We start from the raw sequence: 11,657 nt of genomic DNA, 5'->3' as shown, positions 1-11,657 counted from the left end.
TGTTCACGTGTATTGGATTGAAAATACGTTCGTCATCTTTGCTATTGTTTTTTTCAGTGTCTTACTGCTGCGATGGATCGTTTTGTCGCTTTTGGAAAAGTGGAAGAATCAAAAAGAGAAAAGGAATCATATCTATCACATCATAAAGAGTATGGTGAATTGGATATCGGCTTATGGAATCCTCATCTATACATTGGTCTATTTCAGAAGTTCGGATTGGATGTTCGATCCTCTCTTCACAATCAGCTCTGAAGAAGTTTCGGTCTTTCTTTTGATTTTGGCCGTGCTGATCGTGTCATTGACCAACCGTATTTCTCTGCTTGTACGAAGCTATATTTTTCCGACGGTCTATAAAAGGTATGAGTTGGACCAGGGTGTTCGGTTTACGTTTGATAAAACCTTCCACTATGTCATCATGGTGCTCGCGATTTTGGTCAGTTTATCTACTGTCGGTTTTGAACTGAGTGCCCTGACTGTTTTTGCGGGTGTCATCGGTGTCGGAATCGGTTTCGGGATGCAGAACATCGCTTCCAACTTCATATCAGGGGTCATCCTTTTATTTGAACGCCCCATAAAAGTGGGAGACCGCGTAGTCGTTGATGACATTGTAGGGGATGTGGACCGGATCAATATGCGTGCGACGGTCATCAAGACGCTGGACAACGAACATATCATCGTCCCTAACTCTTATTTTCTGGAAGAACATGTCGTCAACCGATCCTATAGTGATAAAGTCATTCGCCTGGTCATCCCTGTCGGTGTCGCTTATGGGAGTGATGTGCCCCTGGTGAAAGAGCTTTTGTTACAGGTCGCCAAAGATGAAGCAGGCGTTTCACCGACCGTACGTCATCACCCGGAACCTTTTGTTAATTTCAAAGAATTCGGGGATTCTTCCTTGAATTTTGAATTGTTCATTTGGATATCGAATCCTGAAAACATGATCCGCATCAGGAGTAACGTGAATTTCCGTATCGATGCCATCTTCAGAGAAAACGACGTGGAAATTCCTTTCCCACAGCGCGACTTGCACGTGCGTAGTTTAGATACTTCTATACTGGAAGAATTGAAGAAATAAATCAGGAAGGGCTGGATCTATAATGATTCAGTCCTTTCCTATTGATTAAAAAAACTTATCTAAGTACACTCTTTCCCTACATGCATAGGATAATTTTATCTACAGTGAAGGGATCGAGATATATGAATTTTGTTCCTCAATATTATCCATATTTATACCAGCATCCTCAATCTGCCCCCATTTCTTATTATAGGAACCCATCTGTGTACTGGACAGCGCCTTATCAAGCCATGCATCCAAATGGGTTTGATTATTACCGTTCATCCAATATGCAGGGGGATCTGACTTTAACAGACTATGGGCAGGACCCATTCGTGATGAACATCAATGAAGCCACCTTGCAAAACGATACATTCCGTACTGCATTATGGACGGGTGAATACCTGCAGATTACGTTGATGAGCATTGGTGTCGGTGAAGATATCGGTTTAGAAATCCATCCGGACCTTGATCAGTTTTTGCGCATTGAACAAGGCGAGGGCGTCGTGGAAATGGGAGAGAACAAAAATGAACTGAACTATGTCCGAGAGGTCTATGATGACGATGCCATCGTGATTCCTGCAGGGACATGGCATAACTTGACGAATACCGGGGATGTCCCTTTGAAACTTTACTCGATCTACGCTCCACCAAATCATCCATTCGGTACGGTTCACCCGACAAAAGCAGATGCTGAGGCTGCAGAAAAAGGCTACTGATATTTTCAGGCAGAAAAAAAGAGGCTCAGAGGTATTTATACAACCTCTGAGCCATCTTTCGTCAGTGCAACTTTTACAACCGGATTACTCTATTCTTTATAATTCAAAACACGGAGGATGGAGTCGTAGCAAATGGATTTATAGTAGTCATGCAGCTGGTCGTCTTCTCTCATCAACCACTGAATCAAACTTCCATCGATAATACAGCGAATGCTGATCGTCGCTTCCTCAATATCATTCACTGAAAACACATTTTCCTCTAAGCCTTTGTTAATGATCGACCGACCAATCGACCAGCAGTTTTCATAGAACTGCTGATTGATTTCCTGATAGGCTTTATTGTTTTTGATTTGTGATAGGTAGTCCACGTAAACACGGTAAAACGTTTTGTTTTCGGCCGGACTGATAAACACTTGATTGATATAGGCTTCCAACATTTTTACTGCAGTCTCTTGTTCATGAATAGACGCTGCTTCTTTTTCATAAATTCTCCCTGTGATCCATTCAAACAGGTGGGCGAATACGTCCGCTTTATTTTTAAAGTAGTAGTTAGTTACCCCTTTACTTACATCAGCATAGTCTGCAATATCCTGTAAAGTGACGGATTCATATCCTTTTTCTGATGCTGCTTGAAACGCAGCCTTCAATATCTGCTGCTTTCTCGTTTCTGCTTTTTTAGCCATGATCATTGACCCTCCACTATGTAACCTGAGTCCATTATACAAGATTTTAAGTTCGTTTACGACTTTGTTATACTGACTGGTCAAAATAAATTGACCAGTCAGTATAAAATGTACTATGCTTGATTTATCCCAAAATCTGAGAGAGGAAGGATAGAGATGAATACAGAATTCAAAGCATTAGTCGTGGATAAAGTCGAAAACGATGTAGAAGCGAAGATTGAAACGCTCACGCAGGAAGATCTGCCTGAAGGTGACGTAACGATAAAGGTCCATTATTCCAGTGTCAATTATAAGGATGGATTGGCAAGTATCCCGAATGGGAAAATCGTTCAATCGTATCCTTTTGTTCCAGGTATCGACCTTGCAGGTACAGTGACAGATTCAAAGGATTCGAGGTACGAAGAAGGGGACGAAGTCATCGTTACCAGTTATGAACTAGGGGTTTCCCACTATGGTGGATACAGTCAGTATGCGCGGGTTCCAGCCGATTGGGTGGTTCCATTACCGGAAGGTCTTACATTGAAAGAAGCGATGATATATGGAACAGCCGGTTTCACGGCAGCTCTTTCTCTTCAGCAACTTGAAGAAAACGGACAAACCCCTGAAGACGGAACCGTCCTGGTCACCGGTGCGACAGGTGGTGTCGGCAGCATGGCCGTGTCTATGTTATCCAAGCGTGGTTATCATGTGACAGCTAGTACAGGCAAAGAATCAGAAAAAGAGTATTTGAAAAACCTCGGTGCTGAAGAAATCGTCTCAAGGGAAGAAGTCACTCCAGAAAAGATCCGTCCGATGGGCAGACAGAAGTGGGCCGGCGCCGTCGATCCGGTGGGAGGAAAAACGTTGGCATCCATACTTAGTAACACGCAATATGGTGGTGCTGTAGCAGTCAGTGGTTTGACGGCTGGAGTTGAAGTGCCTACCACAGTCTTTCCTTTCATCCTCCGCGGGGTAAGCTTACTTGGTGTCGACTCCGTATATTGCCCCAAAGAAACAAGGGATAAATTATGGAATCGGATGGCGAATGATTTGAAACCGGATGAGTTAAGTGAAATGAGTCATGAAGTGTCACTGGATGAACTTCCCCAAACACTTTCAGACATTTTAAAAGGTAAAGTCAAAGGCAGAACAATCGTAAACATGACTATGTAAAAAAAGCCGTCCAGGGACGATTCCCTGGACGGTTTAATTTTTATATAGAGTTGGCGATTTCCAAAGCCTGCTGGGTGCGCTTATCTTTTTTGCCACCGCTGTATTTGATTTGGTAGACGATATCCTCTTCGCTTTCATACCATTCTACGAAGACATAGTCTTCTTTTTCCTGTACGCCCGCAACCGCTCCTGAATTCAACGGCACTTGCAGCTGGGATTCCTGCAGAATGTTTTCCGGTGAAAAGTATGTACGTACAGAAACTTCTTCTGAACCTGCAGACTGATAATGGACATCCACCTTCTCATCTTCCACTTCAGCTTCTACATTCGATACTTCAAAAGGCAGTTCGTCAGGCAGTCCGATATCAGCCAATTCTCTTTGTGATAAAGAATCCACCGGTTTTGCGAAGGAGTCTGGGTAACTCTCTTTCAAATCTTCGAGGGCTAAGTCCTGTGACGAGCAGCCCACGAGAAGCAAAAACATGGCAAGTAAAATCAACTTCTTCATTGTATATGTTCACTCCTTATTGCTATCAAAAGCTCACGCATATATTTTAGCATAAATAAGAGAAAACGAAGAAAATTGACGAAATTTTTGGATAGATTATGAAACCATTCCTGTTAATACATCGTATAATGAGGGAAGAGAAAGAATGTGAGCAAACATTCAGATAGGGTGAACGATAGAAGAGAGAAATACACAACAAGAAGGAAGGTTCGATGAAATGAAAACAATTCAAGTTCGTACGTTTCAAGAAAGTGATTTTGAGGCCGTGCAGCAGTTGAATCAAAAAGAAGGTTGGACAAGCTTAATCGAAAAAGGGCAGGACACGATGTGTTCCTGGTTGAATTCAGAACCCGCACTTGTCGCGACCGATGGAGATGAAGTTGTCGGTTATTTAAGAGGATTGACGGATGGAAATATCACACTTTATATTTGCGAACTGCTGATCAAGGAAAGTCATCGGAACCAGGGCATCGGAGATAAATTGATTCAAGTGGCGCACGAATGCTATCCAAGCACTCGTGTAGAGATGCTGGCTACGAACGATTCAGGCGGATATTATGAAAAGCGGGGCTATCGGGCGTTCGCAGGGTTCCGAAAAGCAGCTGAAGAGATGTGATAGAAAAAGCCCGGAACTTTTTAGTTCCGGGCTTTTTGTTATTTGTTTTTTTCCACGAATTTCTTTTCTTCTTCAGGTGATAGGATGCCTGTCGCTTTTCCTACCGTACCGTTGTTCAGGTTCCAAATGGCATTGTGATCATCATCCACAGTATCAAAATTCCCGGCCTGCCACTTTTTCAGGATTCTTTTATACACATCTTCGTGCTTCAATTCCACTTGATCCAAACTTTCGAGTAACCAAGTGATTCTTTCAGGGTGCATTTCATAGAAATACCATTTCTTTTTGGCTTTCACTTTTTGGTGAGACATCCCATGAATATAATCCTTCACGTTATCTTCACTCAGTTTGTCTGCAGGAATCGTTTCGCCGAATGGATTTTTCCCTTCTTCTTCAAAGGTCTCCAAATCTTCCTCAGTGACTGCACCGCTGACAGCCCCTTGAGCTCCATGAGAATTCTTGGCTGTTTCCACTTCATTTCCGTTGGAAGGCATAAGCTCGCCCTGTGCATACCACATTACGCCTCCTCCTACGATCAGAAGGCCGAGCAGGCTGAATACGATCATTTTCTTCAAAGTAACGATTCCTCCTTAAATTAGATAAACGACCTTACTGAATTTCCATATAATTCTATTGTAACAAAAAAGAGCAGGCATAAAAGCCTACTCTCATCTTTTTCTAGTAAAAAGGTTGCTGATATTCAGATTTCCATGCATCAACTGTCTATATAATGGGCGACTTTCGTGGTGAGGGATCTTGGGAAAACTTTGGTGGCGAAGGCCATCGATACGTTGGCTGCTCCAGGAATAACGATTCGTTTCCCTTTTACAAACCCGAGGAATCCAGCTTTAGCGACGGATTCAGGGGTCATCGTGCTTTTTACAAGTTTCGTATGTTCTGCTTTCGCTGTTTTGAAGAAATTCGTATCCGTTGCACCTGGGCATAAAGTGGAAACCGTAATTCCGGTGCCCTTAAGTTCTTCAACCAATGCCTCTGAAAAGGAAAGTACATAGGCTTTACTTGCGTAATAGACCGCCATTTTAGGACCTGGAGTGAAAGCTGCGGTACTGGCTACGTTCAATACGCCTTTCGGAATATCATAAAGTGGAGAATCTTTAATATCCTGTAAGAAGTAATGAGTCAACTCGGTCAAGGCATTGACGTTGACTTGGAGCATTTTCTGCTGATCGAGAAGAGGCAGCTCATCGAATTGACCATTGAGACCGAAACCGGCATTGTTGACTAAAACTTCTACTCTCATCCCCAAGTCTCTGATCTTTTCATACAAAACCCCTGCGGCATCAGGTTCAGCCAAATCATGAGGGATGATGGTCACCGGGTGCTCGCCCAGTTCTTCTTTTAATTGCAGCAGTTTGTCTTCTGTACGTGCGACAAGGATCAGGTTATACCCTGCTTTAGCAAACAGGTGGGAAAATTCGTAGCCGATTCCGCTGGAAGCTCCCGTTATCAATGCTGTTGGTTTCATTCAAATCACTCTCCCTTTCTACGCTTTGGTAACAGTCTATACTCTAGTAAGATGAGAAACAACTAAGACACCTCCAGAATAAAAGGGAAGGAAGTGAACAGGCTGGTTGACATTATTATCTGAATTTTATAGACTGTTTAAAATAGCTAGATTAGTTGAGTTTGAGAATGAGAAGAGTAGAGTTGAGGATCAGGATGAGTTGAGCTGAGTGAGCATAGGAATCGAAGGACGAAGGAGCCTTTAAGATTGCCTGGCCGTTTTTTATCATCCTCTCTTTATTTACCCTCAACGTCTCATTCTCCATTACCCTATGGAGAGGTGAGCACATGACCACATATGAATCTTTTATGAACGATGCGTCCATGCATCGCACCATTCCGATATTTCAATCCTTTTATACGGATACACTGACACCCATACACATGTTTAATGCTTTGAAAGATGAAGCGGTGTATATGCTGGAAAGCCACGACCCGTCTTCCCCATGGTCCAATTATTCTTTTATTGGAATGGATCCCATGGTGGAAATCCAGGAGCAGAATGAATCTTTCCAGATCACTGACTTTCAAAGACAAACTAAAGAAACCGAACAATCTTTCAAGCGGGCTTTCAATTCGGTAGTAAACAGCCTGGATGTGAAAACGTCCAATGTACCTCTTCCATTCAAAGGAGGTGGGGTTGGATATATCAGTTATGATGCCATTTCTGACTATGAACCTGTCCCGCGGATTGAAGACGGGGACCTTCAACTATCCAATTACCATTTGCTGTTCTGTCAGACGATGATCGCTTATCATCACAAAACGAAAGAAGTGACGATCTTATCATTTGCCCGTACGGATGACAGGGCAACTTTTGAAGATATCTATAAAAAGACGATACGCAGGATAGAAAAAATCCAGCAGCAGATCATTGAGAAGAATGACCTGACAGACCTATTGCTGCCAAGTGATCTTCCTGAAAATCGGGAAGTAGAGTTCACCAGCAATTACCACCCTGACGACTACAAAGCGGACGTAGAAAAAATAAAGGAATACATACGTTCCGGCGATGTATTTCAAGCGGTACTATCTCAACGGTTTCAAGCCAAAACGAAGCGGAAAGGTTTTGAGTTGTACCGTGTGCTCAGGAAAGTGAATCCCTCACCTTATATGTTCTATTTGAAGTTCAACGATGTCGAGGTGATCGGCAGTTCTCCTGAACGTCTCTTGGAAGTACAAGAAGGCAGGCTGGAAATCCACCCAATCGCAGGAACACGGAAAAGAGGCGCAACACCAGAGGAAGATCAAGCACTGGCGGAGGACCTTGCATCGGATGAAAAAGAACTGGCTGAACATAAAATGCTGGTCGACTTGGCCCGGAACGATATCGGGCGCGTCGCTGAGTTCGGTTCCGTCGATGTCTCGGAGTATTTGACCATCGGTCGATTCTCAAAAGTGATGCATTTGATCAGTAAAGTGACCGGACAGCTCAGAGAAGATATTTCTCCGATTGACGCTCTGATTTCTGCTTTTCCAGCAGGCACTTTATCAGGAGCACCTAAAGTGAGAGCGATGCAGATTTTGAGTGAGCTGGAGCCGACCCCTCGTCATTTATACGGTGGAGGCATTTTATATTTAGGATTTGATGGAAACATTGACTCTTGTATCACCATCCGGACGATGACTTTGACCGGTGAGGATCTATATATCCAGGCGGGAGCGGGGATTGTAGCTGACTCCGACCCGGAGATGGAATATCAGGAAACGATTAATAAGGCAAGTGCCTTGAAAAGAACGATCGAGTTAGCTGAGCAGGTATTTGAGACGAGCAGAGAAGGAGTGGAGACGAAATGAGAGAAGCATTGAGCCAAATCGTAAACGGTCATTCCATGAAAGAAGACGAAGCGTATGCAGCTATGAATCAAATTATGAACGGGGAAACGTCGACGGGACAGTTGATGAGCCTGTTGAGTGTCATGCGTTATCGTGGTGAGACGGTCGAGGAGCTGACCGGGTTTGTAAGAGCGATGCGGGAAAACATGACCAGGTTGGACGTAGAAGACGACTCCATCGTGGATACATGTGGCACAGGCGGCGATGGAAGCTCGACGTTCAACATATCAACTGCAGTTTCAATCGTTTTAGCGAGCATGGGTGTGAAAGTGGCTAAACACGGAAACCGTAAAGTCTCTTCCAAAAGCGGGAGTGCAGATGTGTTGGAAGCTTTAGGCATTCCGGTTGAATCGACACCCGAACAAGGGACGAAGGCACTGAAGGAAAATGGAATGACGTTCATGTTCGCCCCCCTTTATCATCAGGCGATGAAGCATGCGGTTCCAGCCAGGCAGGAGCTTGGTTTCCGTACCGTCTTCAATTTACTGGGGCCGATGTCGAACCCTGCCAATGCCAAACGGCAGCTGATCGGCATTTACGATACCTCATTCGGTGAAAAAATGGCCGAATCCCTTCATAAATTAGGTTCGAAGCATGTGCTGCTTGCGACGGGTAGAGATGGACTTGACGAAATTACCATCACCGGCGCAACCGACCTTGTAGAGATGAAGGATGGCAGGGTTCACCGTTTTGTCATTCAACCGGAGGACTTTGGACTTGAAACAGGCGTTTTGGAAGACATCCAGATTACGACCACGCAGGAAAGTGCCTCTATGATTTACGGTGTTTTTGCTGGAACAGCGAATGAGAGTGCAGTCAATATCGTGACTTTGAATGCAGCGGCCGGATTGTATGTTGCAGGAAAAGTCGAGAACCTTCGCGAAGGTGTTGGGAAGGTGCAAAAAGCACTCCAGACCGGAGGCGTTTTAAAGTACTTTGAATCCATCGCAGAAACAAAGGAGAATCGTCAATATGCTTGAAACCATCCTTGCAGTCAAACGACAAGAGATCGAACGACTGTTTTTACCAGAAGAACAAAGCTTTACCCATAAATCGTTATATGATTCTTTGAAGAAATCCCCTTACGACGCGGGGCTGATTGCAGAAGTGAAAAAAGCATCCCCATCCAAAGGGATCATCCGGGAAGACTTCAATCCTGTGAGAATTGCTCACGATTATGATAAAGCCGGGGTCCAGGCGATTTCCGTTTTGACCGATCAACACTTTTTCCAGGGCCACAGAGACTTCTTGACGGACATTAAAAAAGTCGTTGATGTTCCGGTATTACGTAAAGATTTCATCATCGATTCCATTCAAGTGGCGGAGAGTGCGTATATCGGAGCAGATGCGATCTTGCTGATCGGAGAAGCTTTAGAAGCAGAAAAGCTCCATGAATTATACCTTCAGGCTGAAGAACTGGGCATGGAAGCTTTGGTGGAAGTCCATAGTGAGGAAACGCTTGAAAAGGTGCTGGGTCAATTCACACCAAAACTCTTAGGGGTAAACAATAGAAACCTCCATACGTTTGAGACGAAGCTGACTCAAACGGAGCGAATGGCAGATTTGGTCCCTGAGCAGTCACTGCTAGTTTCAGAGAGCGGCATTTTCACACATGAAGATGTACAGGAAGTGGTCGCCTATGGAGCGGAAGGTATTCTTGTCGGTGAATCCCTGATGCGTCAGAAGAATATAGCACAGGGGGTACGCGAATTGATGACGGGAGTGGTGGTGTAATGAAGGAACCTTTGGTCAAGCTTTGTGGAAACCGTTCATTAGCTGATTTGGCCAAAACGACATCTTCGGGTGCGACTCACCTCGGCTTCATTTTCGTCAAGAAGACGAAGCGCTACGTTCGTCCGGAAAATGTCGGGCGCTGGGTCAATCTGCTTCGCCCGAGGCAGAAACTGGTAGGCGTCTTTGTCGAGCCGTCCATCCAAGAATTGGAGGAGGTCCTTCATTTCGTCGATTTGGACGTCATTCAGCTTCATGGCAATGAAACAGTTTCCGAGCTGTTGAAAATCAAGGAGGCGTTCGGTCTCCCGGTTTGGAAAGTGATTCATCATCATAAAGATGGAGAAAAGCTAATGGAAGTATTCCAGGGAGTGGCAGATGGTTACGTCATCGATTCGAAAGTGGAAGGCTCGCATGGAGGAACAGGGGTGAGCTTTGATTGGGAAGCTGTACCGAAATACCGTGACCTTGCCCATGAACAAAGCGTCTCCTGCTTGATTGCGGGAGGCATCACGCCTGAGCGTGTGGAAGAGTTGATGACTTTCAATCCTGAAGGGATCGATTTATCCAGTGGTGTAGAAGTGAACGAGCAAAAAGATATAGGCAAGATTCAATCATTGATGAGAGAGGTGGAACGGTATGTTGCAAGTATTCCCGGACGTTAAAGGTAGATTCGGAGATTTTGGTGGTAAATATGTTCCAGAAACATTGATGGGACCGTTACAGGAGCTGGAAAGTGCCCTCGATGAAGCGATGGAAGATCCATCTTTCCTGGAAGAATACCATCATGTATTGAAAGAGTATGCGGGGCGCCCGACTTCTCTCACTTATGCCGATAAGATGACAGAAAAGCTTGGTGGAGCTAAGGTTTACTTGAAACGAGAAGACCTCAACCATACCGGTGCTCATAAATTGAACAATGCCATCGGGCAGGCTCTGCTTGCCAAACGGATGGGGAAAGAAAAAATCATCGCTGAAACAGGTGCCGGTCAGCACGGCGTGGCTTCAGCGACCGTTGCAGCAAAATTCGGCCTGGAATGTAAGGTTTTCATGGGAGAGGAAGACATCCGTCGTCAGGAGTTGAATGTTTTCCGCATGAAGCTTTTAGGGGCGGAAGTGGTATCTGTTTCCAGTGGAAATGGGACATTGAAGGACGCCACCAATGAAGCGATCCGTTACTGGGTCGCCAACTGTGAAGATCACTTTTATCTGATTGGATCTGTCGTAGGTCCACATCCTTATCCTCGTATGGTCCGTGATTTCCAGCGGGTGATCGGTGATGAATCCAAGAAACAGTTCCGGCAAATGGAACAGAATGATCCTGATCGTATATACGCCTGCGTCGGCGGGGGAAGTAATGCAATGGGGATGTTCTATCCTTTCTTGGAAGAAAAATCAGAATTGATCGGTGTCGAAGCGGCCGGGAAAGGAATCGATACGCCTGAGCACGCAGCGACGTTATCCAAAGGCACACCTGGCGTCATCCACGGATCCTTGACGTACTTGATGCAGGATGAGAACGGACAGATCACCGAGCCTTATTCGATATCGGCCGGACTCGATTATCCGGGAATCGGACCGGAACATGCCTATCTTTTCAAGTCCAAGCGTGTCCGCTACGAATCCATAACAGATGAGGAAGCGCTGGATGCCTTGAAACTTCTCACCCAGACAGAAGGCATCATTCCTGCGATTGAAACTGCCCATGCGTTAGCACAAGCGTTCAAGGAAGCGAAAGAGATGTCACCGGAAGAGACGATTCTGATCAACTTATCCGGTCGGGGAGATAAAGACATGTCTACATTGATGGAACATTTCCAGGAGGAGGTTTAAG

At 44.9% G+C, this 11,657-nt stretch carries 13 protein-coding genes; 9 read left to right on the top strand and 4 right to left on the bottom strand.

What is annotated here, in order from left to right; all coding sequences use genetic code 11:
- Positions 1-7 precede the first annotated feature (7 nt).
- Together LCL89_RS08530 and LCL89_RS08525 are read left to right on the top strand one after the other, a co-directional pair.
- Positions 8-1,075, top strand: coding sequence for a mechanosensitive ion channel family protein (locus LCL89_RS08530; RefSeq protein WP_197317814.1), 1,068 nt, complete (start codon positions 8-10; stop codon positions 1,073-1,075).
- A 122-nt stretch (positions 1,076-1,197) separates the two neighbouring features.
- Positions 1,198-1,773, top strand: coding sequence for a cupin domain-containing protein (locus LCL89_RS08525; RefSeq protein WP_224809731.1), 576 nt, complete (start codon positions 1,198-1,200; stop codon positions 1,771-1,773).
- Positions 1,774-1,862: 89 nt separating this feature from the next.
- On the opposite strand, the gene LCL89_RS08520 is transcribed toward LCL89_RS08525, so the two are convergent.
- Positions 1,863-2,456, bottom strand: a complete 594-nt coding sequence (locus LCL89_RS08520; RefSeq protein ID WP_197317812.1) for a TetR/AcrR family transcriptional regulator — start codon at positions 2,454-2,456, stop codon at positions 1,863-1,865.
- 156 nt (positions 2,457-2,612) lie between these two features.
- Here LCL89_RS08520 and LCL89_RS08515 point away from each other — a divergent pair, with 156 nt between their 5' ends.
- The gene (locus LCL89_RS08515; protein WP_224809730.1) at positions 2,613-3,608 is read left to right on the top strand and encodes an NADPH:quinone oxidoreductase family protein; all 996 of its coding nucleotides are present in this window, start codon (positions 2,613-2,615) and stop codon (positions 3,606-3,608) included.
- Between the two features lie 40 nt (positions 3,609-3,648).
- On the opposite strand, the gene LCL89_RS08510 is transcribed toward LCL89_RS08515, so the two are convergent.
- Positions 3,649-4,116 carry a hypothetical protein gene (locus LCL89_RS08510; protein WP_224809729.1) on the bottom strand — a complete coding sequence of 156 codons (468 nt, stop codon included), beginning with the start codon at positions 4,114-4,116 and terminating at the stop codon, positions 3,649-3,651.
- Positions 4,117-4,333: 217 nt separating this feature from the next.
- Here LCL89_RS08510 and LCL89_RS08505 point away from each other — a divergent pair, with 217 nt between their 5' ends.
- Positions 4,334-4,732, top strand: coding sequence for a GNAT family N-acetyltransferase (locus LCL89_RS08505; protein ID WP_197317809.1), 399 nt, complete (start codon positions 4,334-4,336; stop codon positions 4,730-4,732).
- Positions 4,733-4,770: 38 nt separating this feature from the next.
- Here LCL89_RS08505 and LCL89_RS08500 read toward each other — a convergent pair whose 3' ends face one another.
- Positions 4,771-5,298, bottom strand: coding sequence for a DUF6241 domain-containing protein (locus LCL89_RS08500; RefSeq protein ID WP_224810051.1), 528 nt, complete (start codon positions 5,296-5,298; stop codon positions 4,771-4,773).
- A 149-nt stretch (positions 5,299-5,447) separates the two neighbouring features.
- On the bottom strand, positions 5,448-6,218 hold the full coding sequence (locus LCL89_RS08495) for an SDR family NAD(P)-dependent oxidoreductase (protein ID WP_224809728.1): 771 nt from the start codon (positions 6,216-6,218) through the stop codon (positions 5,448-5,450).
- Positions 6,219-6,544: 326 nt separating this feature from the next.
- On the opposite strand from LCL89_RS08495, the gene trpE reads away from it, so the two are divergent.
- From trpE to trpB, 5 genes are read left to right on the top strand one after another with little or no spacing between them, the layout of a single operon-like run.
- Positions 6,545-8,053: an anthranilate synthase component I gene (gene trpE, locus LCL89_RS08490; RefSeq protein ID WP_224809727.1), complete on the top strand. Its 1,509-nt coding sequence runs from the start codon at positions 6,545-6,547 to the stop codon at positions 8,051-8,053.
- On the top strand, positions 8,050-9,072 hold the full coding sequence (trpD, locus tag LCL89_RS08485) for an anthranilate phosphoribosyltransferase (RefSeq protein ID WP_224809726.1): 1,023 nt from the start codon (positions 8,050-8,052) through the stop codon (positions 9,070-9,072). Before trpE ends, trpD begins: the two co-directional genes overlap by 4 nt.
- Positions 9,065-9,826 carry an indole-3-glycerol phosphate synthase TrpC gene (gene trpC, locus LCL89_RS08480; protein ID WP_224809725.1) on the top strand — a complete coding sequence of 254 codons (762 nt, stop codon included), beginning with the start codon at positions 9,065-9,067 and terminating at the stop codon, positions 9,824-9,826. Before trpD ends, trpC begins: the two co-directional genes overlap by 8 nt.
- Entirely contained in the window at positions 9,826-10,488 is a 663-nt protein-coding gene (locus LCL89_RS08475; protein ID WP_224809724.1) for a phosphoribosylanthranilate isomerase, read from the top strand. The genes trpC and LCL89_RS08475 overlap by 1 nt, the downstream gene beginning before the upstream one ends.
- Positions 10,463-11,656, top strand: a complete 1,194-nt coding sequence (gene trpB, locus LCL89_RS08470; RefSeq protein ID WP_404813418.1) for a tryptophan synthase subunit beta — start codon at positions 10,463-10,465, stop codon at positions 11,654-11,656. Before LCL89_RS08475 ends, trpB begins: the two co-directional genes overlap by 26 nt.
- Position 11,657 lies beyond the last annotated feature (1 nt).

This window comes from Halobacillus yeomjeoni (assembly GCF_020171525.1).
GTDB lineage: Bacteria > Bacillota > Bacilli > Bacillales > Halobacillaceae > Halobacillus > Halobacillus yeomjeoni.
The sequence above is the reverse complement of the archived record's forward strand: the minus strand, read 5'-3'. Positions and strand labels throughout refer to the sequence as shown.